Annotated in this window: 27 protein-coding genes; 6 read left to right on the top strand and 21 right to left on the bottom strand. The window is 42.0% G+C overall.

Annotated features, from left to right (window positions below; all coding sequences use genetic code 11):
- Window positions 1-44 precede the first annotated feature (44 nt).
- From AC6HZ4_RS05435 to AC6HZ4_RS05420, 4 genes are all read right to left on the bottom strand, one after another.
- Window positions 45-2,162: a transglycosylase domain-containing protein gene (locus AC6HZ4_RS05435; protein ID WP_497493964.1), complete on the bottom strand. Its 2,118-nt coding sequence runs from the start codon at window positions 2,160-2,162 to the stop codon at window positions 45-47.
- Window positions 2,163-2,573: 411 nt separating this feature from the next.
- Window positions 2,574-3,290, bottom strand: a complete 717-nt coding sequence (locus AC6HZ4_RS05430; protein ID WP_497493963.1) for an EcsC family protein — start codon at window positions 3,288-3,290, stop codon at window positions 2,574-2,576.
- A gap of 18 nt (window positions 3,291-3,308) precedes the next feature.
- A complete protein-coding gene (locus tag AC6HZ4_RS05425; protein WP_497495609.1) occupies window positions 3,309-4,526 on the bottom strand; it encodes an ABC transporter permease in 1,218 nt (405 codons plus the stop codon).
- A complete protein-coding gene (locus AC6HZ4_RS05420; protein WP_497493962.1) occupies window positions 4,513-5,262 on the bottom strand; it encodes an ABC transporter ATP-binding protein in 750 nt (249 codons plus the stop codon). The genes AC6HZ4_RS05425 and AC6HZ4_RS05420 overlap by 14 nt, the downstream gene beginning before the upstream one ends.
- Before the next feature lie 856 nt (window positions 5,263-6,118).
- On the opposite strand from AC6HZ4_RS05420, the gene AC6HZ4_RS05415 reads away from it, so the two are divergent.
- Window positions 6,119-6,553, top strand: a complete 435-nt coding sequence (locus AC6HZ4_RS05415) for an HIT family protein (RefSeq protein ID WP_497493961.1) — start codon at window positions 6,119-6,121, stop codon at window positions 6,551-6,553.
- 5 nt (window positions 6,554-6,558) lie between these two features.
- On the opposite strand, the gene yhzF is transcribed toward AC6HZ4_RS05415, so the two are convergent.
- On the bottom strand, window positions 6,559-6,750 hold the full coding sequence (yhzF, locus tag AC6HZ4_RS05410; RefSeq protein WP_497493960.1) for a membrane protein YhzF: 192 nt from the start codon (window positions 6,748-6,750) through the stop codon (window positions 6,559-6,561).
- A 146-nt stretch (window positions 6,751-6,896) separates the two neighbouring features.
- On the opposite strand from yhzF, the gene AC6HZ4_RS05405 reads away from it, so the two are divergent.
- Window positions 6,897-7,259, top strand: coding sequence for a YtxH domain-containing protein (locus AC6HZ4_RS05405; RefSeq protein ID WP_497493959.1), 363 nt, complete (start codon window positions 6,897-6,899; stop codon window positions 7,257-7,259).
- A gap of 180 nt (window positions 7,260-7,439) precedes the next feature.
- A complete protein-coding gene (locus tag AC6HZ4_RS05400; RefSeq protein ID WP_497493958.1) occupies window positions 7,440-8,003 on the top strand; it encodes an HTH-type transcriptional regulator Hpr in 564 nt (187 codons plus the stop codon).
- Here AC6HZ4_RS05400 and AC6HZ4_RS05395 read toward each other — a convergent pair.
- On the bottom strand, window positions 8,000-8,344 hold the full coding sequence (locus tag AC6HZ4_RS05395; RefSeq protein WP_497493957.1) for a DUF1878 family protein: 345 nt from the start codon (window positions 8,342-8,344) through the stop codon (window positions 8,000-8,002). The two genes, AC6HZ4_RS05400 and AC6HZ4_RS05395, sit on opposite strands and share 4 nt — an antisense overlap.
- 119 nt (window positions 8,345-8,463) lie before the next feature.
- Here AC6HZ4_RS05395 and AC6HZ4_RS05390 point away from each other — a divergent pair, with 119 nt between their 5' ends.
- Window positions 8,464-8,643, top strand: a complete 180-nt coding sequence (locus AC6HZ4_RS05390; RefSeq protein ID WP_497493956.1) for a hypothetical protein — start codon at window positions 8,464-8,466, stop codon at window positions 8,641-8,643.
- A gap of 282 nt (window positions 8,644-8,925) precedes the next feature.
- On the opposite strand, the gene AC6HZ4_RS05385 is transcribed toward AC6HZ4_RS05390, so the two are convergent.
- Both AC6HZ4_RS05385 and AC6HZ4_RS05380 read right to left on the bottom strand, forming a co-directional pair.
- On the bottom strand, window positions 8,926-9,018 hold the full coding sequence (locus tag AC6HZ4_RS05385; RefSeq protein WP_497493955.1) for a YjcZ family sporulation protein: 93 nt from the start codon (window positions 9,016-9,018) through the stop codon (window positions 8,926-8,928).
- A 95-nt stretch (window positions 9,019-9,113) separates the two neighbouring features.
- Complete coding sequence (locus AC6HZ4_RS05380; protein ID WP_497495608.1) at window positions 9,114-9,200, bottom strand: YjcZ family sporulation protein; 87 nt, start codon at window positions 9,198-9,200, stop codon at window positions 9,114-9,116.
- Between the two features lie 206 nt (window positions 9,201-9,406).
- Between AC6HZ4_RS05380 and prsA the strand changes: the two genes are divergently transcribed.
- On the top strand, window positions 9,407-10,270 hold the full coding sequence (prsA, locus tag AC6HZ4_RS05375) for a peptidylprolyl isomerase PrsA (protein ID WP_497493954.1): 864 nt from the start codon (window positions 9,407-9,409) through the stop codon (window positions 10,268-10,270).
- A gap of 378 nt (window positions 10,271-10,648) precedes the next feature.
- Here the strand turns inward: prsA and AC6HZ4_RS05370 are convergent, their stop codons facing one another.
- From AC6HZ4_RS05370 to AC6HZ4_RS05355, 4 genes are all read right to left on the bottom strand, one after another.
- Complete coding sequence (locus AC6HZ4_RS05370) at window positions 10,649-10,849, bottom strand: sporulation YhaL family protein (RefSeq protein ID WP_497495607.1); 201 nt, start codon at window positions 10,847-10,849, stop codon at window positions 10,649-10,651.
- 71 nt (window positions 10,850-10,920) lie between these two features.
- On the bottom strand, window positions 10,921-11,865 hold the full coding sequence (gene yhaM, locus AC6HZ4_RS05365; RefSeq protein WP_497493953.1) for a 3'-5' exoribonuclease YhaM: 945 nt from the start codon (window positions 11,863-11,865) through the stop codon (window positions 10,921-10,923).
- Between the two features lie 242 nt (window positions 11,866-12,107).
- A complete protein-coding gene (locus tag AC6HZ4_RS05360; protein ID WP_497495606.1) occupies window positions 12,108-15,041 on the bottom strand; it encodes an AAA family ATPase in 2,934 nt (977 codons plus the stop codon).
- A 96-nt stretch (window positions 15,042-15,137) separates the two neighbouring features.
- Entirely contained in the window at window positions 15,138-16,349 is a 1,212-nt protein-coding gene (locus tag AC6HZ4_RS05355; RefSeq protein WP_497493952.1) for a metallophosphoesterase family protein, read from the bottom strand.
- Window positions 16,350-16,549: 200 nt separating this feature from the next.
- Between AC6HZ4_RS05355 and AC6HZ4_RS05350 the strand changes: the two genes are divergently transcribed.
- The gene (locus AC6HZ4_RS05350; RefSeq protein ID WP_497493951.1) at window positions 16,550-16,732 is read left to right on the top strand and encodes a YhzD family protein; all 183 of its coding nucleotides are present in this window, start codon (window positions 16,550-16,552) and stop codon (window positions 16,730-16,732) included.
- Window positions 16,733-16,798: 66 nt separating this feature from the next.
- Here the strand turns inward: AC6HZ4_RS05350 and AC6HZ4_RS05345 are convergent, their stop codons facing one another.
- From AC6HZ4_RS05345 to hprK, 9 genes are all read right to left on the bottom strand, one after another.
- Window positions 16,799-17,746 carry a siderophore ABC transporter substrate-binding protein gene (locus AC6HZ4_RS05345; RefSeq protein ID WP_497493950.1) on the bottom strand — a complete coding sequence of 316 codons (948 nt, stop codon included), beginning with the start codon at window positions 17,744-17,746 and terminating at the stop codon, window positions 16,799-16,801.
- Between the two features lie 212 nt (window positions 17,747-17,958).
- The gene (locus tag AC6HZ4_RS05340) at window positions 17,959-18,717 is read right to left on the bottom strand and encodes an iron ABC transporter ATP-binding protein (protein ID WP_497493949.1); all 759 of its coding nucleotides are present in this window, start codon (window positions 18,715-18,717) and stop codon (window positions 17,959-17,961) included.
- Complete coding sequence (locus AC6HZ4_RS05335) at window positions 18,711-19,661, bottom strand: iron chelate uptake ABC transporter family permease subunit (protein ID WP_497493948.1); 951 nt, start codon at window positions 19,659-19,661, stop codon at window positions 18,711-18,713. Before AC6HZ4_RS05335 ends, AC6HZ4_RS05340 begins: the two co-directional genes overlap by 7 nt.
- A complete protein-coding gene (locus AC6HZ4_RS05330; RefSeq protein WP_497493946.1) occupies window positions 19,651-20,604 on the bottom strand; it encodes an ABC transporter permease in 954 nt (317 codons plus the stop codon). Before AC6HZ4_RS05330 ends, AC6HZ4_RS05335 begins: the two co-directional genes overlap by 11 nt.
- 312 nt (window positions 20,605-20,916) lie before the next feature.
- Complete coding sequence (locus AC6HZ4_RS05325; RefSeq protein WP_497493945.1) at window positions 20,917-21,354, bottom strand: MarR family winged helix-turn-helix transcriptional regulator; 438 nt, start codon at window positions 21,352-21,354, stop codon at window positions 20,917-20,919.
- A 109-nt stretch (window positions 21,355-21,463) separates the two neighbouring features.
- A complete protein-coding gene (locus AC6HZ4_RS05320; protein WP_497493944.1) occupies window positions 21,464-22,021 on the bottom strand; it encodes a GNAT family N-acetyltransferase in 558 nt (185 codons plus the stop codon).
- A 199-nt stretch (window positions 22,022-22,220) separates the two neighbouring features.
- Complete coding sequence (locus tag AC6HZ4_RS05315; protein WP_497493943.1) at window positions 22,221-23,009, bottom strand: enoyl-CoA hydratase; 789 nt, start codon at window positions 23,007-23,009, stop codon at window positions 22,221-22,223.
- Between the two features lie 243 nt (window positions 23,010-23,252).
- A complete protein-coding gene (locus AC6HZ4_RS05310; RefSeq protein WP_497493942.1) occupies window positions 23,253-24,746 on the bottom strand; it encodes a coproporphyrinogen III oxidase in 1,494 nt (497 codons plus the stop codon).
- Window positions 24,747-25,087: 341 nt separating this feature from the next.
- A complete protein-coding gene (hprK, locus tag AC6HZ4_RS05305; RefSeq protein ID WP_497493941.1) occupies window positions 25,088-26,011 on the bottom strand; it encodes an HPr(Ser) kinase/phosphatase in 924 nt (307 codons plus the stop codon).
- Window positions 26,012-26,086 lie beyond the last annotated feature (75 nt).

The following is a 26,086-nucleotide window of genomic DNA, read 5'->3' as shown; positions in this document are numbered from 1 at the left end:
ACACAATTTTCATTATAGCATAAGGGCTATGAACGGGGCTTCTGTTACGGATGTACGTTTTCTGTTTTTTCTCCCTCCTGCTTCGTCTGCGGGTTGAACGGCACCACATAAAATTCAGGGACAGAAAAAATGTTAATATATTTCGCCTTAAATTCCCCTTTACCCGTAACTGTACCAATAAGAGAAGATGAACTTCCTTCTTTTTTATAGATACGGTATTGAACCCTTTTATCCTGAAGAGGCGTCCATGTAACCTTAGCTGTAAACAATCCAAATGGTGTAAAGATAAGCTTCACATGCACATTCTCCAGCTTACCAAGCCGAATAGGCTCTTCCACGTTTTCTACACCTTTCGGCTGCGGGAACTTTACAAATACTTCCGCATGAGCATCCGTTAAAATTTTTTTGAATAATCTTGTCGGATAATTGCTTCCCCCTACTAAGTAATGATCCGAATCCGTGCGATCATACCCCATCCATAATGCACCTACAAGCGATGGTGTATACCCTGCAAACCATACATCTCTTGCACCCTTGTTATTACCCGGAAGCGACGTTGTACCCGTTTTTCCGGCTAACGCTCCTTCATAATGACCAGCTTGTGCTGTTCCTTCTTTTACTGCCCCTTCAAGCATGCGCGTTATATACCAAGCTGTTTGCTTTGAGAAAATTTGTGTTTCTTTTGGCGCAGCTGTCGCAATCGTATCGCCATTTCGATTTACAATCTGTCTTATGACATGCGGTTCAATCACTTTGCCGCCCGCAGAAAACGAACGATATAGCTTCACTATATCTAACGGAGATGTCCCCTCCTTTAATCCGCCTAAAGCTGCGCTAAGTCCCTCTTCTTCAATGAAAATACCCGCTTTCTCTAATGGCTGCTTCGCTGTTTCCAGACCGATATGATCAAGCAGCCATACGGCAGGAATATTGGCAGACTCTTTGACGGCGTCGTACATCGTAATTTCCTTTGAATAATGGTCATCATAGTTTCGCGGCGCATAGCCATCAAATGATTGGCGTTCGTTTGTAAGAAGAGAGTACGGCTTATATTTCTTCGTCTCAAGCGCAGGGGCATAGACAAGAAGAGGCTTAAGAACGGAGCCGGGCTGCCGCTTTACAAATACCCGATTCCAGCCTCTTGGTACATAATTTCGCCCCCCGATTGCCGCGCGTATGCCGCCTGTTCTGCTGTCCATCAGCACCAATGCACCTTCTGCACCTGCATCCTTCCCCGGAAAGCTGCTTTCGTCCTGAAACAGCTTGTATGCTGTTTTTTGCATGTCCGGATCCATGGAAACAACAAATGTATATCCTCCGCGCAGCACTTCTTCATAAGATAGTCCGTACACAGCCTCGGCTTCCTGAAATACCATATCAATGTAGGAAAGATACGCTTGCTCACGCTCAGTTTTTGTTACATGAAGAGACAATGTTTTCCCTTGGTATCTTACAGCATCCTCAGCCGATATATAGCCTTCCTCATGCATAAGGGACAAAACAGTATCACGGCGCTCCTTGCTTTTTTCTGGATGCAGCACAGGAGAGTACGCATTCGGCCCCTTGGGAAGGGCGGCAAGCAAAGCTCCCTCTTCGATTGTGAGCGCCTGTACATTTTTGCTAAAGTAAAATTTCGCAGCTGCTTCAATCCCATACACGCCGTGTCCAAAATAAATTTGGTTTAAATACATTTCTAACAGCTGCTGCTTCGTGTAGCGGCGTTCTAGGTTTAATGCAATAATCAGCTCTTTCGTTTTTCGCAGCAGCGTCTTTTCATTTGTCAAAAAAACGTTTTTTGCCAGCTGCTGTGTAATTGTGCTTCCACCCTCTACTTTTCCTCGCGCCAGTATATCTCTGTAGAGCGCACGAAACACGGACGGAAAATCAATGCCGTGATGCTCGTAAAAACGGGAATCCTCTGTCGCTAAGAATGCTTGCTGCACATGAAGCGGAACTTTTGAAATGGAGATAAGCTCGCGGTTTTCTGTATAGAGCTTTGAAATTTCGTTACCCTTTTCATCTACAATGCGTGAGGCAGAGTTAAGCACAAGCTTTTTTTCATCTATGACATAATCTCCGAGAGAGATGATGAGAATATATCCAAGGATGGCTGTAAATAGAACGAGCGCCATTCCGAGAAGCCATAATTTTTTCTGTTTCAACGGAGTGTGACACCCCTTCCAAATAGTGGTTATTTTAGTATTTGAGAAATGCAATGCTTTATGTACTATATTTCGTGTTTTTTGGTGAATTTTGTTATCGATGAAGCGATTGGTAAATAAGCAGAACAATGGAGTTAGCCAATAGGGAAGTGGAATTGACCTCCCTTTGCTCCTGCAGAAGAATCCGTGCACAAGGTGCTTTTGCCTTTTGCGCGGGAGTTATTCTAAAGACAGGAGCAAGCCGGTGAAGCTAGGCAATTCCGCAAAAGGAATGCTTTCTTACAAAATAAAGAAAGCTCGACGATTAGGCGGAGCTGCACCTATGCTTTATCCCTTTTCCCTATGCGTTGAATTAGCTCGTAGCGGGAAATTTATATTTTCTTTCTTAAAAGTATAAGAAAGCAGGAGCGGTCATAGCCGCTCCTGCCTCTCTCGAAGCCATCGCATCCGATAGCAATTCATTGTAATTTCTCCAAGACGATTCATAAGCTGATAATTCGCATACGCTCCGACCGGCGCTCCGATGACCGGTACAAGCTGCAGCATCTTTGCTAAATCAATATAATCACGGTACTCCTGCTGCAGCTTTCTCCAATCCACCTGCTTATTGACACTACCCCAATTCTCAATGGTTTCAAAAATTTCGCGGCGGTGATCATCGCTGGAAAACGCCAGCTGAAACACATGCAAGATAAAGAGCCGCTCTTCTTCCTTGCTTGTATCATAGCCGTAGAGCGTTGCAGCATCAAACAAAAACTTAATTTTGATGGTTAAAAGAAGCGGAAAATCAGCTAATCCAAGTAAAATGCCCCCGGCTCCCGTACCCGCCCCTTCTACTGCCGCAATTTTTTTATAATCCTCAATCTTTTTAGCAGTGCGTTCATCCCGTTCCTGCAGTGTTAAGCTTGTGTCCTTTAGCTTAGGTTTAATAAAATCAGACCCCACCACAATCGCTTGCAGCATCTTTTTAATTGTTTCCGTCAGCATAGCATGCGCCTTTTCCGGAATCAACTCCTGCACCTTCGTTTGCACCTGCTTGGACATGCGCGCCATAAAAGAAGATGGTTTTGTCATATCCTTTTTCCAGCTATCGAGCTGCCGTTCGATCATTTGTTCATATTGTGTCATTCATATCTTCCCTCCGCTCTATATGAGAGCTTCCAGCTTTTTTGAGCAATATACATACGTAAATCCGTAGCTGAATATTATATTCAACACAAGCGCAAGCAGAAAAGCTGACCACTCTGCTGCAGCTGCACCAACAGCTATCGCCATGATGAAGCTGCTAGCTCCAAGCAATGCAACAAGAAGCGACAGAAATGCTTTTTTCTTATTTAACTCTGGGACAGGGTATAAACTAAGCCAAACTTTTGAGCGATGATGTTTCCATAGGCTAAGCAGCTGATATCCGATTAAATAAAGAGAGAATATACTCACCAAGAAGCGGCCGTATACAAATGGCAAAATGTAAACAACGACTCCGCCGATGATAAGGAGTCGCAATACAAGTCCGAAATAATCACCAGAGCGCAGCAATGTTCTTATATATAAATAGAAATAAGCATCATACCGCTCGCGCGGAACCAATGCGGTCATCCAATCAAGCCATCTTCTTCGATGAACCCGTCCTTTTAATGCCGGAACATCCGTAAACAAATTCGCGATTCGATAAAATAGCATAAGCTTTTTTCCTTCCTCGGCAATGAGACGTTCCCAATGCAGGCTTTGCTTCTTTGCTTTCCCATGCAATAAAAGCAAATAAACAATCATTACACCAACAACACTCCCTGTATAAAGGAAAGAAAGCCTCGCAAGTAAAAAATACGCAAATAAAAAATTGACCCCAAGACGAAGCACGCGATCATATATGATAACAGCATCGTCCGTCATATATAGAGCTTCCCAAGAAGCAAATAAATTCCAAAGCTTTGCAAGCGCAAATAGAAGTAAAATAAGCAAATATGAGGAAACTGCCGGCTTCATCTGCTGAAAATATAAAGGGGCAGCGGCAGCTCCAGCGATAGCTATTATATATAATGAAATAATGTAAGTAAAACGCAAGCCTTTTGCAAAATAAGGCCTCATTTTCGTTTCAACCGGGAGCAAAAATACGAGGTCTGCCGGCTTTAAGAGCGTTTGCACCGATCCTACCGTTAGAATGACCGCAAACAGCGCAGCAATCACGACAGCTGTAGGAAAAGACGGCGTTAACGTCGCAAGCCATTGCTGGTAATAATACGCTCCAACACCGATTGCAAAGATGAGCACAAATTTCAGGTGATCATTAAATATATATTTCCCGTACGTGCGGACTTCCTTCCAAAACAGCTGAAATCGCTGCCTCCATAGTTCATTTATATTCATCATCTTCTTCCTTCGTCAACTCAATATAAATATCATCAAGCGTTGCATTCGGCATGGAAAACTGCTGCTGCAGCTCCTTAAGCGTACCGCTCGCGCGTACCTGCCCATGATGCAAAATTACAAACGAATCGCAATAGCGTTCAGCCGTTGCCAAAATATGTGTACTCATTAAAATACCGGCTCCGTTATGCTTCATATTCTCCATCAACTGCAGCAAGGATTGAATACCAAGGGGATCTAAACCGACAAATGGTTCATCCACAATATAAAGGGACGGCTGTACTAAAAAGGCACACATAATCATTACCTTTTGCTTCATCCCCTTGGAAAAGTGAGAAGGAAACCACTTCAGTCTGTTCCCCATTCGAAACTCCTTTAGCAGCCGTGCTGCTCTTTCTTCATATATATGTTCCTCTACACCGTAAGCCATCGCTGTCAGCTTTAAATGCTCCTCAAGCGTCAGCTCTTCATATAAAACAGGTGTTTCTGGTATAAAGGTAAAGCTTGCCCGATATGCTTCCGGATTCTCACGAAATAGCTTCCCGTTAATGGTAATTGTCCCTTGCTTCGGCTCCATTAACCCGATAATATGCTTAATGGTTGTACTTTTTCCAGCTCCATTTAAACCGATTAAGCCGACAAGCTCCCCAGATCGCACCGAAAATGAAACATCCTGAAGAACGGGGCGTTTCGTGTAGCCTCCTGTTACACCTTGGACTTGTAATAGTTCCCTCATATGTTAATCCTTTCTTACACATTGTTTATACTACCATCTTACCAAAAAATGTAGAAACTACATAGCACATCCGAAATTATATCAAGAAAATATATAGACGATTCTTTTGTATAAGCAGCCGAAAACGGGACATCATAATTGGTGAGGAAGGGAGATGTTGAAAAGCGATAGCCTAGGAAATGATGAATAGCTGTTGTGGTAATTCTTCATCATCGAAACGGGGTGTCGATCAAAGACAAAGTGACCATATAATACGCAGATCATCAAGTCCACGAAACGGGGTGTCTGTAGGAGAGCAGAGATTCGATTAGAGACCATATGTACTCTTTTTGAAACAAGGTATCTCCCAAAAGCTTCGGAGTAAAAAGGACGTAATATGAGGAAACAGCGCCAACTTTAACTGTAAATGAGGTGTCTCGACCAGAGCAGAGAGTAGATATACGCATAATTTCCAAATAAATGAGGTGTCTGTTAAAGATACGACTGTCTGATTAAACAAGACGCATGAATGAGGAAAGTATGGATCAACTTTAACTGCAAATGAGGTGTCTCGAGCAGAGTAGAGAGTGGATATACGCATAATTCCAAATAAATGAGGTGTCTGCTAAAGGTACAGTAGTCCAATAAACTTTTCAACACACCTTTCTCAACCAGCAGGAAGCTGAATTCAGCTTCCTGTTTTTTTTGTACTTAAAAAAGTATAAGTTTTTAGCGAGGAAGTCCTTCGATATAATGGGAAATTTTGAATAACCCCCTAAAAATAAGGTAATATTTTCCTTTCCCTTTCTTACGCTGTTTTTCTCTTGTATGCAAATATGATAAAATACGATTAATAAATATGGAAAGGATGAAAAAAATGACCCACAGATCGGACGATTGCATTTTCTGTAAAATTATAGAAGGAACGATTCCATGCGCTAAAGTATATGAGGATGAGCATGTACTTGCTTTTTTGGATATTAGCCAGTCAACAAAAGGACATACACTCGTCATTCCAAAGGTACATAAACAGGATGTATTTACACTTACGCCAGACATCGCCGCTCACTTATTTTCCGTTGTGCCCAGTATTGCCAACGCGATCAAGGCGGAATATGGAGCAACAGGCTTTAATTTGTTAAACAATAGCGGCGAGCAGGCGGGACAAACCGTTTTTCATTTTCATTTGCACCTGCTTCCGCGCTATGGCAAGAACGATGGCTTTAAAAGTACATTGGTATCATTCCAAAATGAATATACAGCAGATGTTTTACAAGAAATGGCAGGCGCAATTGCCCGTCGCGTAGAATAATGTAGTTAGACGAACAGACGAATCAACAGCATACATAGGAGTATCAAAATGCCGAGACAACCATAGAACAAAGCGTGTTGTTTGATGAGAAGTGCAGGCGGGTATGCACGTTTTTGTCTCAGTGAGAGCAGCAGCAGCGCCGCCCGCATAACGCAAAACATACTGCTTAAGAAAAGCACGAGCGTAAATAGGTTCATCGTTCATCCCTCCTCTTCCTATGGATATGCCTGTTATGTCCCATTCATGAACAGAGCAAAAATGACAAAGCTGACCCGAGAATTATGAGAATCGTCGAAAGCAACGAATCTTGCGGGGGCAGCAAAAATGCGCAAGGAGGATTTTTATGACAAAAACAAAAGCATTTATTACCGGACTGCTTTGTGGAAGCGCTGTTGCGGGTATCGCTGCTTTACTTGCAGCGCCTTCTTCCGGAACAGAATTGCGCCGTAAGCTAAAGGAAAAAAGCGAGGACTTCAAAAAATCATTAACCGATCTAAAAGATGATACAAAGCTGCTCACAGAACAGATCGCAGAAACGGCTTCCGAAGGAAAGAATGTATTTATTGAGCTGACAGGAGATGTTCAAAAAGCATTTTCTTCCTGGAAAAATGAAACAAGTCCAAACCGCGAAAACATCCAACGAGAAATTGAAGAATTGCAGCAATCCATTGATCATTTACAAAAGTCAGTTCCGAATAAAAACTGAAAGCATTACACAATGAAGTTGTAACGCGGTTTCACTGCATAATTCGTCAAGATTAAGCATATATATGCTTAATCTTGACGAAAAATTTTCACAATTCTAACAAAAGTACTTTATTAATTTTTATTTTACTGGCATAATAGATACTAATTAATTCAGATTACGAGGAGAGTAGGTGAGTCGATGAAAAGTGGAGAGAAGCATTATTCGGTCAAAGAAGCTATGATTTTTAGTCAAAGAATCGCTCAACTGTCAAAAGCATTATGGAAATGCGTAGAAAAAGATTGGCAACAGTGGATTAAACCATACGATTTAAATATTAACGAACACCATATTTTGTGGATTGCGTATCATTTAAAGGGTGCTTCCATTTCCGAAATTGCAAAATTTGGTGTTATGCACGTATCCACGGCTTTCAACTTTTCAAAAAAACTGGAAGAGCGGGGGCTTCTTTTATTTTCTAAAAAAGAAGACGATAAACGAAATACGTATATTGAGATTACAGACCAAGGCGAAGAATTGTTGCTCAAGCTTATGGAAGAGTATGACCCGGAGAAAAACTCCATATTTACAGGCGCGCTTCCGCTTCGTGATTTTTACGGAAAATTCCCTGAGAATATGGAGCTAATGGCGATTTTAAGAAATATTTACGGACAAGATTTCATTGACATCTTTGAGAAATCTCTAGAGAATATCGAAGAAAACTTTACAGAGAAAGGCAAAAAGGTCGTGAAGCTGGAAAGCTAAAAGACCCTTTTTTCTTGTAAGAGCTCGATAAATTGCAGCATAAGCGGACGATACATGCCTTGCTGTGCCATTGCTTGTATGGTATCTGCAAGCGGCAGGCTCGCTGGGAGCATTTTCTCAAATTCCGTAAGAAGCGGATGATAGAATAGAAGTCCTTCCGCTTTTTGCAATTCATACTTTTTGTTCAACGATTCACAGAATGCTAAAAACGGTTCAGCTTGCTGCTTTTCTACTCCATTGTGAATAAGCAGACTATAAAACGGATAGCCATTCGTACTTGCTGTCTCTAGGAGAAGCGTAAGATAATATTCTATTTGTTCCAATCGTTTGCTGCAGCTCATTTTGTTTCCTCACTTTCTGTCGATTGTTTATATAGAAACCTTTGTAACACAACCTAGACAATCTATGGTATAATATATAGAATACAGGTGATTTTTTACGCAAAAGGAGGAATCTCCTAGTGAATTTCGTTTTTGCTGCCTTCGCACTTATTGTTCTATTTTATACAAATTTTATGACTCATACGCTTTGCCACCGAAAACAGCTGTCTGATTCTCATAAAACACGCGTGTTTCGGACAATTAACGTATGCATAACGATTTTACTTATTTCCAGTTACGTAGAGGTTATGTATAAATAGAAAAAGCAGACCTGATCCGTTTTTCTCGCAACGTCGGCCAGGCTTAGGCAGTTAGGCAACAGCTCCTAAAATTATAGCTTCTTATCTTTTCAGTAAGGGATGGAGAAAACACTCTCCATCTTTTTTCATTTCTTATTATGCTTATGGCGCTGGAACTCCTATAAAGAGAATTCATGGAATGACTTCCCAACTGGAAATGTATACTTGAAGAAAACATAAAAAAAGTTCGGCTGCTCGCAGCGCAGCCGAACTTTTTTTATAGTTTATTCCGTTTACAATGTGTTAGTACAACCAAGCTGCGCCTACAATGATTAACAAGATAAACAATACAACGATTAGCGCAAAGCCTCCGCCATATCCGTATCCGCCGCTCATGCCCTACACCTCCTTTATGTTATGGAGTAACATATACTATGCATTTCAGGACTGAAAGGAGTAGGCTGTTATCCCGCTTTTGGCAAGAAAGTCGATTAATATACGTAAGCGCATCCTACAATAATTAATAGAATAAACAATACAACAATTAACGCAAAACCATTATAATAACCAGCACTCATTCTATTGACCCCCTTTTCAAACTTCCCTATATTGTATGGACGGTATTGAAATTTGCCTATGCGAATGTCCCGATATAACACGCTGCTGTAAAGATTTGGGCGTTTTTTTTCTTTCGCATAGGAAAAAGAACGAAAGTGTGATATATTAATTGTTGTGTTATTTGACCATACTGAAAAGTAAAAATGCATAGTAGGAGTGTTATAAGATGAAGAAAGCAATTATTGCGCTTGCTGCAACGAGCGTACTCGTCCTTTCAGCATGCGGCAATTCTTCCGAAACGATTGTATCAACAAAAGCGGGAGATGTGACAAAGGAAGAATTTTATGATGCAATGAAGCAGCAAGCTGGACAAAATATTATTAAAAATCTCGTAATTCAAAAGGTATTTACGAAAAATTATAAAGTGGAAGATAAAGATGTTGATGCGGAATACAAAACAACAAAAGAACAGTACGGTGACCAGTTCGAAACGCTTTTAAAGCAAAGCGGTATGACTGAGGAATCACTAAAAGAGCAAATCCGTGCAAGCCTTGCAGTGAAAAAGGCGATTTCTGCTACGATTACAGATGCAGACCTAAAAGCAAAATATAAGCCGGAAATTCGCGCAAGCCATATTCTTGTGAAGGATGAGGAAACGGCGAAGAAGGTAGAAGCTGAACTGGCTGCTGGAAAGTCCTTCGAGGAGCTTGCAAAACAATATTCTGAAGACACAGGCTCGAAGGAAAATGGCGGCGATCTTGACTATTTCGGACCAGGTAAAATGGTGGCTGAATTTGAAGAGGCAGCTTATAAGCTGAAAAAAGGCGAAATCAGCCAACCAGTCAAATCAAGCTACGGCTACCACATTATTAAAGTAACGGATATTAAAGAGCTAAAGCCGTTTGATGAAGTGAAGGATGACTTGAAAAAGCAAATCATTGAAGAAAAAATGGCAGATACTACATTTATGAATGACTTTATTGATAAAGAACTGAAAAAAGCTGACGTAGAAGTAAAGGATAAGGATTTAAAGCCAGCTTTTGAAACGCAAACATCTACAGACAGCACAGGAAGTACAGAGAGCAAGTAACTCTCTTATCTCTTGCTAATATAAAAACAGGACAAGCTTGTCCTGTTTTTATATGCTTATAGCTTCCCCTCCTCCATACGCGGTGTCAAGGCAGGTGCGCCCTAATTTCCCGCTGATCTCTTCAATGCCCGACTGCCAAGCCTGCTTCGGTTATTTCTTACATAACAGGATGCTCGCTATCCACAACTGGTAAATAAGAAAAACGGACACAGTCCGCCCTGCTCCCGAAAGAGACAGTTCTCTGCTCGGTGGGGCGCTTTTTGCCTGGGTGGACAAAGGTCTTTCCCCACAGCAAGCAGGTCATGAGAGCAGGGCGGTGTCCCCTCAAAAAATTATACTCTCTTATCTAAAAAAACCGGCAAGGATGTCCCTGCCGGATCACAGCAAAACAGACTGATCATCTTGCTCCTGTGTACGGCGCTCACGTTCTGCCTTAATGCGCTGCATATACACATTGCCTTCCCGCTCGATGAATTCCTGATCGATGTCTTGTTCTTTCTTTGAAGTGTACAACACCATATAGCCGCTCACAATAATACCAACAATTACAACATATACCCACCAAGGTAATGCTTCCATTCCCATTTTAATCCCTTCCTTCTTAGACAAGCTTTTACTTTCACTGTATGAAGGAAGAATAGAAAGTATGACTATCGATGAAACGACGGCTTGTAAAAAGCTCTTTGATCAAGCGCAAAAATTCGATCCGTGTATTCTCCAGGCTTCACACGGCTTAATGCGCGATCCATCATATTCATTTTCGCATCAAGATTATCAATATAATGAAGTATTTCCGCCTCACGCACAAGCGGCGGCTTCGGGCTTCCCCATTCCGCTTTACCGTGGTGGCTAAGAACCAGATGCTGCAGGATAACAATCTCTTCTCCTTGGACACCAAGCTCCTCCGCTGCCTTTGCGATTTCGCTTACCATAATCGAAATATGACCGAGCAAATTCCCCTCAACTGTATAGGACGTAGAAATAGGACCGGAAAGTTCAATCACCTTCCCAAGATCATGCAAAATAACGCCAGCATACAGTAAATCCTTATCCAGAGATGGGTATAGCGAAGTAATTGCTTTAGCTAAATCAAGCATAGAAACAACATGATACGCAAGTCCAGAAATAAACTCATGGTGATTCTTTGTCGCAGCTGGATAATCAAAAAAAGAGTTTTGATACTTTTTCAGTAAATGTCTCGTAATACGCTGTATACTCGGATTACGCATTTCGAATATGTATTGTGTAACTTTCTCTTGCATTGCATCCTTTGTCAGTGGTGCTTTCTCTACAAAGTCGGAGATATCTGGCGCTTCATGCAGCTGCGCAAGCCGGATTTGCTTTAGCTTTAACTGGATACGCCCTTTATAATTTTGGATATCACCGGCAACCTTCACAACCTTTTCTGCCGTGTAATGTCCTTCATCCTCTTTCGAAACATCCCAAAGCTTTGCTTCAATTTCACCGCTTTGATCCTGCAGCATAAGGGTCAAAAACGGTTTTCCGTTGCTTGCAATTCCTCTTGCCGCCGACTTAATAAGCAAATACATATCAACTTGCTCGCCGACCTCGTACTGTATGAGCTTTTTTTTCATTCATCTTCCTCCAAAATGACTAATTACCTCTAGTATACCACGGAAAAAACTTCCACATGAACAAGAAAAGCTGGAGCGCCCTGTTTAGCCCCGCCCGCGCACAAAATGCACGGTTCGGGCGGAGCCGATTCACAGAAGTATTCCATGTGTTCCTCATCACTAAAGGCGCTTTTTGCCTTTACGCGGAGAGAGGGTATTTGACTGTGAGGGGTTGGCACTGGAGCTAGACAATACGAAAAGCATCAAACTGTCTCCACGCCGTTGTTCAATTGAATTACTGTATCCTCTGAAAAATAAGACAGTAGATGAGCGTGACATGTAAATAAAAGCACCTGCCGTTCCCCGACAATCCCCTTGATTAGCTCAATCGTCCGCTTTGTTCGGTCAGCATCAAAATGCACAAAGCTATCGTCTATAATAAGAGGATAGGATTCCTGCATATCATATGCACAGGCGAGCGCAAGCCGAAGTGATAAATACACCTGTTCAGCTGTTGCTTGACTGAGCTCATGGCAGAAAAAACGCTGGCCATCCTTTCGTTCCACCTGCAATGCTCGCTCTGCAGACGGTGCAAGCAGACGGGTATATTGTCCATTCGTAACATATGCAAAATACCGCTCTGCTTTTTCTAAAATAAGCGGTAATCGCTCCTTATAATATCGCTCTATTGTATTCTGTAACACAGCCTTTGCAACTGCATAAGCGGACCACTTCTTAACAAGCTCGCGCAGCTGCGACCGTTTCGCTTCCCATTCATGGAGTACGTCTCTATAGGCACTTCCGTTTTCAAGAGCAGTCATTTCCGCTGTACACTTAGCCGAGTCATGCTGAAGCTGCTGCTGTAACTCGTGCAAATACTTTTGTTTTTGCACAGCTTCCTGCAGCAGTGCTGTGCAGTCTTCCTTAGTATCCGCTACAGAGATGTCGGCAAGCCGTGTACACAGCAACTTAATTTGCGCATCCAAAAACGAAAGCTGCTTTTGCGCCTCGCGTGCCTCCTCTGCTTCACGCCCGTACATTAAAAACTGCTCCTCATTCTGTGCACCTGCGGCCTTCCAAAGTGTATCACGCTCCTGCTCCAGCTGCGAATATATAATCTGCAGCTCCTGCATTTCTGCATCCCACTCTAGCATCTGTTGCTTTAGCTGCTGCTGCTGCTGAGCTTTCTGCTTTTCTTCCTTCAGTCTCTCGCTCATGGCATGCAGCAGTACAGCGCTGTTTTCATCTAGCATAGCAAATGCAGCACGCAGCCTTCGCAGCTTTTCTTCAAAGGTCTTCGTTTCTTCCTCTAGCAGTCGTATGCGTTCCTTTCTTTTTATTGTTTCATGCTCTGCCTGCTGCAGCTTTTCAAGTCGTTCAAATGCAGGAATGAGCTGCGCTGCAGAGAGCGAAGGCGGCAGACCATTTTGCTCCTTCCAAGCTTCTACATCCTTTTGCAGCACATACATATCCTTCTCCCAATCCTCATATTGAGAAACAATTCGTTCATAGGAGCGCTCTGCTTGCTGCAGCTTAAAGCGTTCCCGCTCCAGCTGCTGCTTTCTTTCATCGTCCATGTGCAGCTTATGCTTTGCCTGCATCGCCTCCTCAGAACGTTCTCTTCCTTGCCTATCAGCCAATTCCTTCTCCAGTTCTATGACAAGAGACTGCTGCTTATTGTTGCCAACCGTAAAAAAAAGAACAATGCAAACAAATACAAACAAACAAGCAAACAACAGCAGCTTTGCATTCAAGAATAAACTGCCCGCTAACACTACGGCATTTACCGATAGCAGGCTATAAAATAAAACATTACGCTTTTTCCGTCTAATTCGGTCTTCCTCCGCCTGCCTTCCTTTTTTTTCCTTCAGCATAGAAAGCATGTGGATGGAAGCTGCCGTCTCCCCAAACACCTCATTCTCCAGCAGCTTTTCGTATTGCATTCGTTCAGCAGTCGGAAGAAGCAAGGCTTCCACATACCCTACCTGTTCCTCCTGCTGTTCTAACAATTCCTTTGCAGCAGCAAACCGTTCGTCAAGCTGCTGCTTTTGTTCAGTTAGCCGTTTAAATGCTTGTGCCGCTTCCATAACACTTTCCTTAGCCGAAAGACTAGTATTGAAAAGCAGAGCATTCCCAGAAAAGCCGGTACTCGTTCGCAGCTCCTGCTTCTCCTCCTCAAGTCTTGCAAGTTCTGTTTGTAAGGAAAGGATGTCCCGCTTCGCCGTTTCATATGACATATAACCAAGTCTGCACGCTTCCACAACTGCTTCCTGCTCCAATATGTGTGGATCAGCAGAAAATGATTCAAGTATTTGCTCCGCATTCTCTATTTTCTGCTTTAGTGCTTGCAGACGGAGACGAATGGATTTCCATTCCTCAGTAAGCCTTTCATAACGGTTTATACCATTGACTGGAAAAGAGGAGGTAGAAATTGAGGATAAGAAGCTCTCATACTTCTTTCTTTCAAGCAGCAGCGGCTGCAGTGTTGTCATTGTTTCATAGTCCTTGATAGCCAAGCGAAGCTGCTCCTGCTCAAGCTGCAGATCTGCCAATCTTTCCTCGCTGCTTCGTTTTTTCGATGCCCAGTCCTTATATGTATCTAGCTTTTGCTGCCAACGCCCGAGCTCCTCCTTCAGCTTGCTTGCTTCCTGTAATGCAGCATTCACTAACGGCTTGCGGCCGTTCGGCTTAAACAGCGCTTCCATTCCACTATCCAGCCTTTTTTCCAGCTGTAAAATTTCATCCGTACCGATTGCACCCGCAGAAAATAAATATGACCCGAGCTCCTCACGGCTGACTGTATGAATATTTTGTAAACCATGTACATCAAAAGAAAAAATAGAATCAAACAACACGCTGTTCATACCTTGAAGGATTGCTCCTAGCAGCTCCTCTCCACCGCGTGTACCATCCTCTAAGTATACAGTTACTTCCCCAGCTGCCGTTTTGGGAAGGCGCTCAATTCTGACTCGCCCATACTGACTTGTTTGCATAGTAAGTGCACCGCCATATTTCCCGCCTGTTCGCGGCTCGTATCGATATTGGCCGCGCGTTGGAAATCCAAATAGCACACTCTTAATGAACGAACGGATTGTAGACTTACCCGCTTCGTTTTCTCCATATAGTACAGATAACTGTGACAGCGTATATTCTCGATTTTCCAGCCTGCCGTAGCCGTAAATATGCAATGCTTCAATTTTCAATGTGCTCCTCCTCCCTTCTTGAACTCTCCCACCAGTTAGCTTCGCTTTTACTAAAGGAACTTCCTTCGACGAAGGAAGGGGCGTTCTCGTCTATTTTTTGATAAATCCTCCCATAAGCAAACGTTTTGCTTCTTCTAATATGTCTTGCTTTTCCTCCTCTGAAAACGACTCTATCACCTTTCTGGCAGCTGAAGCGCTCCAAAACGGCCGAAGCACTGCATCCATCTCCGAAAAGGAATCAGCTGCCTGAAGCAAGTCTGACAGAAACGGACTCTCCTTCAGCGCCTCTTCTGAATATGTCCGGTTAAAGCATGTGATCGGATATACAAAATCTCTCCGTTCCTCTCCCTCAGCTAAAATCGCAACAAGCTCATCCACATTCTGTCCATCCTGTAAATATACTGCAAGCGGCCCGCTTCCGCTTATAGTCAAAACGAGTAATACTCCTTCCGTCTCACGGCGCAGGTTGTTCATCACCTCTTCACAACACTTTAATAATTCATCTATTGTTTGCAGCCCCTCAATTGAAACCTGTGCTTCCTCCCAAACGATACTGGCAGTGGGGACAAACGTATAGGAAGCATGATCCTCCATCAGGGTCACAAGATAACAGCCTTTCTCTCCTGTTTCCTTCCGATGTCTTCCTTGTATATTTCCCGGATAAATAATTGGCGGCTGCTCGTTTAGCACACTTCGTGTATGAATATGGCCGAGCGCCCAATAATCAAATTGCTTTTCCGTAAGCTCAGACAGCAGAAACGGTGCATATCTGCTATGCTCACTATTTCCTTCAAGGCTGCCATGCAGCAGGCCGATATGAAATGGAGCCTCTTCCTTTTTTTCATATCGAGCTGCCATACGTTCTGTTACCGCCCTTTGCCCATAGCTGAAACCATATACATATGCAAGCAGCTGCCCTTTCTTATAAAATGGCTGCTTCGTCACAAATGGCTGACTAAATACATGCACATTGCTTGGAAGCTCTATATCCGCTCTGCTTCCGCCAAGATAATCATGGTTTCCATAACTAATATAGGCTTGAATGCCATAATCCTGCAGCCGACGCATTTGTTCCCGTATAAACAACTGTGCACGAAGGCTTCTTACCTCTCCGTCATATAAATCACCCGGGATGACAATGAAGTCAACTTGTTCCCCAATCGCTTTATCTATAATGCGCCGAAATGATTGAAATGTACTTTCCTTCATCGCTTCAAAAATAAACGGCGGCATAGCTGCCTCCAACCCTTTAAACGGGCTGTCCAAATGTAAATCCGCCGCGTGAATAAACGTAATTTTCATAGCATATGCCTGCCCTTCCTTATATATTACGAGTCTTATTGTATCATGTTTCACTCATTCGCCTAGATAAGGTATCGATGTGTAATCATCCGGCATAGTTATTCTGCATAAAAACCATCTTTTCTCTTTGCGCAATACCTTATGTCATGACAAAATAGAATAGAATGGAATTGGTTATTTTTATAATTGGGAGGATAAAAATGGGAGTTTACATTGTAACCGCATTTGCCAAAGACGGAACAAAGCTGTTGGAGAAATCCTTTGAAGCAATGACAGAATCAGAAGCAAAGCAGCGGGGAGAAGAAATCCTGCAGCGAAATGGTGTTACCAATACGTACCGCTGCACTTCTTCAAGCGGCAAGCTTATTTTATTTCGTGCATAGCTAACAATAAGCATCCTGTTCGAATGGCTTCGAACAGGATGCTTATTTAAAATCAATTCGAAATTTTTACAAACTCTTTTCGATTTCCTTTACCATTTGCGTAACAGACTCAAGCCCGCCGCCAGACAGATACCAATAGTCAGGATTTAAATACACAATGTGGCCTTCCTTAAATGCCTTCGTATTTTTCACAAGGTCATTTTCCACCACTTGCTTTGCAGAAGACTGCCCGCCTACAATTGCTCCTCTGTCAATAACGAACAAATAATCTGGATTTTTTTCAACGATATACTCAAAAGAAATGCTTTGTCCGTGCGTAGAAACCTCAATGTTCTTGTCAACAGGAGTTACGCCTAACACATCATGAATAAGACCAAAACGGGAGCCGGCTCCATATGCGCTTACCTTTCCATCGTTAGCTAATGCGATTAACGCATTTTTATTGCTTGCAGTTGCTTTTTCCTTTACTTCTTCAATAGATTTGTCAACCTTTTCAAGTTCTTCCTTCACAACAGATTCTTTATTAAAGATTTTTCCTAATGTCTCTGCGTTATTTTTAAAAGACTCCATGTATTTTGTTGCATCAAGCCCTAAGTTAATCGTTGGTGCAATTTCTGCAAACTTTTCATAGGAAGCTGCTTGTCTGCCGGAGATAATAATCAAATCAGGTGCCATTTCGCTAATTTTCTCGAAATCAGGCTCCATTAAGCCTCCTGCATTTTTGTATTTATCAGCTTTATATTTTTCCAAATACTTTGGAATGTTGTCTTTTGGAACACCTGTTACCTCAACACCAAGCTTATCTAGTGTATCTAATGTACCAAAATCAAAAACAACGACCCTCTTCGGATTTGTCTTTACCTTTGTCTCTCCTGATAAATGCTTAATCGTCAGCTCCTTCGCTTCGCTGGTCGCAGAAGCGCTCGCTTTTTCCTTGGAGTTGCTAGAGCCGCAGGCAGCCGCTACAACAGCCAATATAAAGGCCATGAAAATTACAGATAACTTCTTAAACATCCTGATACCACCTTTATTTCATTTTGTATTATTTAAAATCATTGGCCGATCCACTTCACTAAAAACGATAATCATTATCAGCATAGAGCATTAAAATTCTCTGCTATTTGCGGAGCAGCCGCTGGAGGCAATACTGCCTCCCTGCGTACGGTTCTAATGATAAAGCTATCTATTCCATGTACCGGTCAAATCCTTCAAACCAAATAGAAAAACTATGAAAAATATACGCAAATCTTATTTTCATTGATATCTTGGATCTGGATGTCCATATCGTAAATATCCTTCAGCACAGGCTCACTGATAATATTGTGAGTAGGGCCTTCCTGCACAATCTCCCCGTCCCGCAGCGCGACGATATGGTCCGAGTAGCAGGAGGCAAAGTTGATATCATGAATAACGATGACAACTGTTTTTCCAAGCTCGTCGACAAGCCGTCTCAATACCTTCATAATTTGAACGGAGTGCTTCATATCCAAATTATTCAGCGGCTCATCTAACAAAATGTACTCTGTATTCTGGGCTATAACCATGGCAATATATGCCCGCTGTCTTTGCCCGCCGCTCAACTGATCCAAATACTTATGCTGCATATCCGTTAGTTCCATATATGCAATCGCCTCATCGACAGATTGCCAATCCTCCTTGGTCAGGTTGCCTTTAGAGTATGGAAAACGCCCGAAGGAGACCAATTCCCGAACGGTGAGACGGATGTTAATATGATTGGATTGCTTCAAGATTGAAATTTTCATAGCAAGATCACTGCTTTTCCATTGACTGATTTCCTTCCCGTCAATCAAGATTTCTCCAGTATCCTTGCCGATGAGTCGGCTGATAATTGAGAGCAGTGTACTCTTTCCTGCACCATTTGGCCCGATAAAGGATGTAATTTTTCCTCTTCCTATTTTGATGGACACATCACGCAATACATATTTGTTTCCGTACTGCTTAGAAACATTTCTTACCTCTACCATGACTTCCGCTCCTTTAACAGAAGATAAATGAAATATACACCGCCGATGAAGTTGATAATTACGGTGATTGTTGTAGAGAAGGTAAACACTCTTTCTACAATTAACAATCCTCCCACTAAAGCAATGATACTAATGCATATCGACCCTAGGATAAGATACACATGCCGGTGCGTACGTAAAAACTCATGGGCAACATTAACAACGAGCAAACCTAAAAACGTGATGGGACCAACTAAAGCTGTGGAAACAGCGGTCATAACTGCTACGACAATTAATAGCCTTTTGGTAATCCCACCATAATCAACTCCTAAATTGATTGCCTGTTCCTTTCCTAAAGACAATACATCTAAGTATGTAATGAATCTCCAGCAATATACGATGACCAACAGCAAAACAATAACCGCAACGAGAAGGATATCTACATTAATATTGTTAAAGCTGGCAAACATCCGGTCCTGCACAATTTGGAATTCATTCGGATCAATCAGCACCTGCAGAAAGGTAGAAATGCTTTGAAAAAAGGTTCCAAATATAATTCCAATCAATAAAAGAAAGTAAATGTTTTGCCCTTCTCTTTTAAAAAGAACCCGATAGAGCAACGAAGCAAATAGCATCATAAGAATAACAGATATGATAAAATTCATATTTTTGTTTGCGATTGTGATATGCGCAGATCCAAACACAAAAATGATGAACGTCTGAATTAACATGTACATAGAGTCCAGACCTAAAATGCTCGGCGTCAAAATTCTGTTATTCGTAACGGTTTGAAAGATGAGCGTTGAAAAAGCAATAGCCCCTCCAATCAAAACAATCACAAGTATTTTCAGCCCCCGCCTCGGAAGAACATAATCCCAATTTGCTCCGACGCCGGTAAACATAAAGATGAGAACTACTGTCAATGCAAGGACTGCCAGTATACCGGTTTTTGCTTTATAATGCATAAGCCTTTCTCCTTATCAATAAGTAAATGAAAATGCCGCTCCCGATCACACCGACCGTCAGGCTGATTGGAATTTCATACGGGTAGATAATGACCCTTCCCAATATGTCGCAAAATAAAACGAAAACGGCTCCTAGCAATACAGTATGAGAAAGACTGTTCTTTAAATGATCCCCCTGATAGAGACTGACAATATTCGGAATAATGAGACCGAGAAACGGAATCATACCGACCGTCAAAATCACAACTGCTGATATTAGCGCAACAATTATTAGTCCTGTATTTACAACCCATCTATAATTAAGCCCCAGGTTGACGGCAAACTCTTCACCCATGCCTGCTACAGTGAATTTGTTAGCAAATAGATAAGCGATGACAAGCATTGGAATACTGACGTAAATAAGCTCATATTGCCCTTTTACAATCATGGAGAAATCCCCTTGCAGCCAGGCAGATATATTTTGAATTAAGTCATACTTGTATGCAAAAAATGTTGTGACTGAGCTAATAATATTGCCAAACATTAACCCGACAAGCGGAATGAAAATTGTATCCTTAAATCGAATCTTCTCTAGTATTCTCATAAAAATAAAGGTTCCAGCCATTGCAAACAAGAAAGCTATCAGCATTTTCTGAAGCGGGCTCGCCGATGTAAAAAGTATAAGCGAAACTAGAATTCCTAACTTAGCCGAATCCATTGTTCCGGCTGTCGTAGGCGAAACAAATTTATTTCGGCTCAGCTGCTGCATAATTAAGCCGCTAATGCTCATTCCGACACCTGCGATGATAATACTAATAAGACGAGGCAGCCTGCTGGTGAGCAAGATATGAATTTGATCATCATTTAGACGGAACAAGTCTAGCGGAGTGATATTCTTTACGCCAATGAATATGGAACTAATTGATAAAATAACTAGTATTAAAAATAAATATCGCTTCTTCATCGTTTTCCCCAATCTTACTTATTCCCACTCCTCATCTAGAAGCAGCAGTATGTAAAGAACCATTCGTTTCAGATAATCCCTTTTAATAGAGAGAATCATTATCAATAACTCTCAAAAAATATATGAATAATACATCCTTATATTTATTTATATTGTAAATGATAATGATTTTCATTATCAAAGTCAATATGAATTAAACAAAAACTTATACATCCTTCATATACCAACCATCGTATTATACTCTTTTCTGAAACATAATCTGCTTAAATTTACTTGTTTAAACAAGTAAATTAACAAAAAAAAGACAAACGTTTACTTCAGATTTTCTCGAATCCGGTCTAGAACATGCAAACAAATCTCCATCTCCTTCGGGTCAATAGCGAAAGAAGCCTCTGCAATGGTTTTTAGGGCTAATGCTTCTAATTGTTCTTGCATGCAGCGCCCTTTTTCTGTTAAATAAATGAGATTTGTGCGGCGATCCGTAGCATGGGGAGCGCGCGCGACCAACCCGCGCTTCACCATATTGTCAATTAGACGCGACACACCAGCTTGATCTCTTTCTACTTTTAACGCCAACTGATTTTGTGTCTGACCATCCTCTTCATAGAGCCGGCTCATAATTTGCCATTGCTCATAGGTGATCGGGAAGCCGTTTATCTTAAAGTTTTGATTTAGTCTGTTTGAGACTAGCCGTGAAGCATGAAATAGCTTATACCCGAGGGAGTCATCTAAACGATACTTATTGCTCATATGCAATCCCCTATTTTCCAACGTTACCACATTTTATATTATAGTATTATATATACTTCGGCAAGTATAATTTTGCCCAATGTTTCTTTTCCTGTAAGCCGGCATGCTATTATGCGTTTGATTGAAGCAGCGAAAACATATTCAAATCATGAAACTCCTCTTCACTGTACATATAGCCTCTTAGCAACCCCTCTTTTTGAAAGCCCGCATTCAGAAGCACGCGTTCAGAAGCCCTGTTATCAGGATGTACGGCCGCGCTAATTCGATAGACACCTAAATAAGAGAACGCAAAGGAAACAATCATGCGAACTGCTTCTGTTGCATAGCCATTGCCCCAATACATCCTATCAATCTCATATCCAATCTCACAGCGGCGATTCCATGGATCCCAAGAATGAAAGCCGCATGTTCCTAGAAATATACCATCCTCTCTCCGAACAATTCCCCAACGAATGTAACGTCCCTCCACAAAGCCTTGCCGAAAATTTTCCCGCATAGCGGCCGCTTGCTCTAATGATTGAAGCGGCGGCATTCCCCAAAAGCGCATCACCTCTTCATCGGACAAACAACGAAACAATGCATATTCATCTGCAGGCAAGATATCCCTAAGCAGCAGTCTGCTTGTCTTTAGTACGGGAAATGAAGAAAGCTGAAAGCATTGTACCATAACGCTGCCTCCCACAACAGAAACATAAAATTCTGCATAATAAGATAAAGACTGCTCTGTATACCAATGCAGCTAGTCTAGAGCATCTATGAAACCAATCTTTTTTATATAATATAAAAAATGGACTCTACCACAGAGGGAGAGTAAATATACAGACTTTAAACAAATCAGCTTCCCATTACAGCAGCCGATCTGTTATTCACTCTCCCTGATATACAGGCGGGCGCTTTTGCAGAAACGCTGCTATACCCTCCTGATGATCCTTGGTTGCACGCATTTTGCTTTGTCCTTCCTTTTCAAGCTGTAGAACATGGAGCAGTGCTGGCTTGTTGCGCTCACAAAGGATGTTCTTCGTCTCAATCATGGCGCGAATCGGCTTCTGCAGCCATTCCTCTGCCTTTTGCTTCACCGCCTGCTGAAAATCAGCTTCTACCGCTTCATCAATAATGCCAAGACCTAACGCTTCATGCGCGTTCATTCTTTGTCCTTCCCAAATAATTTGCTTTGCAAGACTTTCACCGACTCGGTTCTGCAGGAAGAAATGACCGCCGCCATCTGGAATCAGCGCGATGCCAATAAAATTCATCGCTACAATGGAAGAGGCATCCGCCATTACATAATCACCAGCTAGCGCAAGACTCAATCCAAGACCTGCCGTTGGCCCGTGAATGGCGCTAATGACAAGCTTGGGCATTGTATACAGCGTCACGACAAGCTCCGAGATTACATCCATAATCGGTGAAAATTTACTTTCATCATTGTCAGAGAGCAGCGATTTAATATCACCGCCCGCAGAGAAGCCGCGTCCGTTCCCGCATAAAATCACAACATCAACTTTACTCTTCGCTACTTCCTTTATCTTATAAAGCAATTCTCGTAACGTGCTCTCATCGAGGGCATTTAATACTTGCGGACGATTCAGCATAACCGTTGCCGTGCGTCCTTCATACTTGACGATTACAGACTCTGTTTGGCTTGAAACAGTCATTGAGGCATCTCTCCTTCTACTGATTTCCTTATCTATAAAGAATTTGAGTTATATAAAAGGAAATCCTGCTTTTGTAAAGAAAAAACAATGCTATTGCTCATCTCCTGCTTACTAACATTTCTGAAGAAGGGGAAATTTTCTATAAATGAAATAGCTCATCTGTTTCATATCGTTACGCTTTACGTATCGCAAATCCTCTTGTATTTTGGAAAAAAAACAAAAATAAGCTGCCAAAGCAGCAGCTTATTTCACAAATAATTCTTCCAATATTTTCAGCTTATCCTCTGTATATTTCACATAGCTGTCATTATACGATTTCGGGTCCTTCGGGTTGGCAAAATGCGTAATCACCCCTGTTTGCGGATGCACAAACTTACTGGAAGCTCCGCAGCCCAGTCCGATAATAGACTGCACTTCCTCCATAATCACGATATTATAAATGCTCTCCTGCTCTGGAATCGCATAACCAACATTCTCAAGATTTCCGAGAATGTTTTTCTGACGGTACAAGTAATATGGAACATACCCGTGACGCAGCGTCCAATCCTCAGCCATGTGCATCATTTCTGTAATTTCCTCACGTCCTGCTACTTTGTACTTTCGTTTATTTTGCGTCATTTCTGATGCACGCTTAAAGGAAAGCGTATGAACTGTCAAGGATTCTGGCATTAGCTTCTCTGTTTCCGCCAATGTATGCTTGAAAATATCCAGTCCTTCTCCCGGCAGTCCGATAATTAAATCCATATTAATATTATTCATTCCCATAGAGCGTGCAAGATGATATTTCTCGATCGTTTCCTCCACCGTATGATGACGGCCGATTGCTTTTAATGTTTCCTCGTGATACGACTGCGGGTTAATGCTGATTCGGTCGATCTTCCACTTCTTCAACACCTCAAGCTTTTCTGGGGTAATCGTATCTGGCCGTCCAGCTTCGACCGTTACTTCTCGAATGTTTGCCACACCTGGAAACGACTCGTACATTTCCTCATACAGCATATCCATTTCTTCTGCTGTAATACTTGTTGGCGTACCCCCGCCGTAGTAGATAGTCGTAATAGTGATGCCCTTTTCCTTTAAAAACTTCCCGATTTCGCGTATTTCATAATGCAAGCCGCCGAGGAAAGAGTCAACAGAGCCTTGTCTTCCATTAATGGCATATGCCGGGAATGTACAATAGGCACATTTCGTCGGGCAAAACGGAATTCCAATATAAATGCTAACCTCATCCTTTAGCTTATAAAGATCAGGTACAGCGGCAAGCTGACGGTCAACAATGCGCTGCATTAAGTCAATCTTCTCATCGTGAATCAAGTAATCCTCGCGCAGCTCCTTATGTGCTTCTTCCTTCGTCATACCGCTTTGAAGCTTTTTATGAAGCAGCTTTGTCGGACGAACACCAGTTAAAATTCCCCACTTTTGTTCGATTCCTGTTAACTGCTGGAGGACGGATAGGTACACATAAGAAACGATATGCTTAACTTGCTTAAAGCGGTCCTTTTCATTCTCGAAGGCGGCCACATCTTTAGAGAACGTTTCGCTGTACACATTCCCTGTCGCTGCCTCCGTTAAAGCTGCCGATGCTGTAACAACATCGTCTTCTGCAACCGAAATAGCGACAACAACATCGCCTTCCTCGGCAAAAGATACTTCGCTCTCTTCATAAAACAATCCGCTAATCAACTGAAGCGGACGTAAAAATCTATCATCTTGTAAGCCTCGAATTGCAATTTGCAACGTTCATCACCTTTTCATATAAAATGAAACTTCCATCCTTAGATGGTTAGCTGAATCAATCGGACATATATGGACAGTTCACTAAGGGATTTTACTATCCATTCATATGGAATAAAAACTTCCTCTAGTTTACTTGAACGAATCCGAGAGGTCAATATGTGCGAACTTCTGAATTCAGACTTAAATTTACCTATTTCTTCCAAAAAATTAATGAAGCGTATAAATACTTCACTTTTATATACTTAAGAATAGGAATAACTGATGTGTTTTGGACTCGTAGAAGACATAAACCTGTGCAGAAGTTTTTTCACTAGTCCTTAATTCGATACACAATGGCTCCATTACCAGCTAGAATCGGATTCTAATCGTCTCATGAACTCTTCTGCAGCGCTGTATCCTTGCTGCTTCAGAAGCCAGTTATTTGCTGCAGCTTCAATTAACCCCGCTACATCACGGCCAGGTTGAAGCTGAATCTCAATATGGGGAATTTGAACCCCCATATATTCTGTAAATGTAGGTTCATGCTCTAATTCATTATTAAGAGAATTTTTCTGCCATTTTGTCAGTTCAATATCGAGCGCAATCCTTGTTTCATCCTGAAAAGCTTTTCTCCCATATAAGCGGACCACATTCAACAGCCCGACACTGCGCAGGGCGAGAAATTCCTTCGTTTTCCCATCATGAGTACCGAGAATGGTTCGTGGACTGAGCTTTTTCAACACGACGATATCATCAGCCACTAGCCTGTGACCTCTGCCAATCAATGTGTGCGCCGTTTCGCTTTTACCGACGCCTGATTTTCCTCGAAGTAAAATGCCCATTCCATACACATTGACACAAACTCCGTGTATTGCGATTTCTGGAGCTAGTGTTTTTATCATATAAGCATCAAGTTTCGTAATAAACTCAGAGGTTGTTTGGGGTTCGTTTGTACATAACAACGGGATTCCCTCTTCTACACAATATTGAGTCAAATACGTTAGCCCTTCCTGCCCAGCAGTAACGATAAAACAAGGCGGGTGGTATTTAACAATATTACCTATTCGCATCTGACGCTCCTCTATGCTTAACTTATGCAAATAAGTAATTTCTTTTCTTCCAAGTATTTGAACCCGTTCAGTTGGAAAAAAATCAAAGTGACCAACGAATTCCAAACCTGGACGATGAGACTGTGGCTGCGTAATCGTTTGTTGCAGCTGATTTTCCCCAGTCAGTACTTTTAATGAAAACTTTCGCACTAAATTTTCAACAGTTAATACTTTCACGTCTATGACACTCTCCGTCCTTAATAGCTATCTGATTCTTGATTATACTTGAAAAAAGAAGGAATTTCACCTTAA

It is taken from the genome of Ectobacillus sp. OTK (assembly GCF_059698935.1).
The sequence above is the reverse complement of the archived record's forward strand: the minus strand, read 5'-3'. Positions and strand labels throughout refer to the sequence as shown.

Coding starts and splice junctions, on each gene's coding strand:
- AC6HZ4_RS05350 (WP_497493951.1), top strand. CDS start 16,550: ATGGGAGTTTACATTGTAACCGCATTTGCCAAAGACGGAACAAAGCTG.
- prsA (WP_497493954.1), top strand. CDS start 9,407: ATGAAGAAAGCAATTATTGCGCTTGCTGCAACGAGCGTACTCGTCCTT.
- AC6HZ4_RS05395 (WP_497493957.1), bottom strand. CDS start 8,344: ATGAGCTGCAGCAAACGATTGGAACAAATAGAATATTATCTTACGCTT.
- AC6HZ4_RS05400 (WP_497493958.1), top strand. CDS start 7,440: ATGAAAAGTGGAGAGAAGCATTATTCGGTCAAAGAAGCTATGATTTTT.
- AC6HZ4_RS05335 (WP_497493948.1), bottom strand. CDS start 19,661: ATGCATTATAAAGCAAAAACCGGTATACTGGCAGTCCTTGCATTGACA.
- AC6HZ4_RS05330 (WP_497493946.1), bottom strand. CDS start 20,604: ATGAAGAAGCGATATTTATTTTTAATACTAGTTATTTTATCAATTAGT.
- yhzF (WP_497493960.1), bottom strand. CDS start 6,750: ATGAACCTATTTACGCTCGTGCTTTTCTTAAGCAGTATGTTTTGCGTT.
- AC6HZ4_RS05320 (WP_497493944.1), bottom strand. CDS start 22,021: ATGGTACAATGCTTTCAGCTTTCTTCATTTCCCGTACTAAAGACAAGC.
- AC6HZ4_RS05325 (WP_497493945.1), bottom strand. CDS start 21,354: ATGAGCAATAAGTATCGTTTAGATGACTCCCTCGGGTATAAGCTATTT.
- AC6HZ4_RS05345 (WP_497493950.1), bottom strand. CDS start 17,746: ATGTTTAAGAAGTTATCTGTAATTTTCATGGCCTTTATATTGGCTGTT.
- AC6HZ4_RS05385 (WP_497493955.1), bottom strand. CDS start 9,018: ATGAGCGGCGGATACGGATATGGCGGAGGCTTTGCGCTAATCGTTGTA.
- AC6HZ4_RS05340 (WP_497493949.1), bottom strand. CDS start 18,717: ATGGTAGAGGTAAGAAATGTTTCTAAGCAGTACGGAAACAAATATGTA.
- AC6HZ4_RS05415 (WP_497493961.1), top strand. CDS start 6,119: ATGACCCACAGATCGGACGATTGCATTTTCTGTAAAATTATAGAAGGA.
- yhaM (WP_497493953.1), bottom strand. CDS start 11,865: ATGAAAAAAAAGCTCATACAGTACGAGGTCGGCGAGCAAGTTGATATG.
- AC6HZ4_RS05370 (WP_497495607.1), bottom strand. CDS start 10,849: ATGGAAGCATTACCTTGGTGGGTATATGTTGTAATTGTTGGTATTATT.
- AC6HZ4_RS05355 (WP_497493952.1), bottom strand. CDS start 16,349: ATGAAAATTACGTTTATTCACGCGGCGGATTTACATTTGGACAGCCCG.
- AC6HZ4_RS05405 (WP_497493959.1), top strand. CDS start 6,897: ATGACAAAAACAAAAGCATTTATTACCGGACTGCTTTGTGGAAGCGCT.
- AC6HZ4_RS05425 (WP_497495609.1), bottom strand. CDS start 4,526: ATGAATATAAATGAACTATGGAGGCAGCGATTTCAGCTGTTTTGGAAG.
- AC6HZ4_RS05380 (WP_497495608.1), bottom strand. CDS start 9,200: ATGAGTGCTGGTTATTATAATGGTTTTGCGTTAATTGTTGTATTGTTT.
- AC6HZ4_RS05420 (WP_497493962.1), bottom strand. CDS start 5,262: ATGAGGGAACTATTACAAGTCCAAGGTGTAACAGGAGGCTACACGAAA.
- AC6HZ4_RS05315 (WP_497493943.1), bottom strand. CDS start 23,009: ATGACTGTTTCAAGCCAAACAGAGTCTGTAATCGTCAAGTATGAAGGA.
- AC6HZ4_RS05430 (WP_497493963.1), bottom strand. CDS start 3,290: ATGACACAATATGAACAAATGATCGAACGGCAGCTCGATAGCTGGAAA.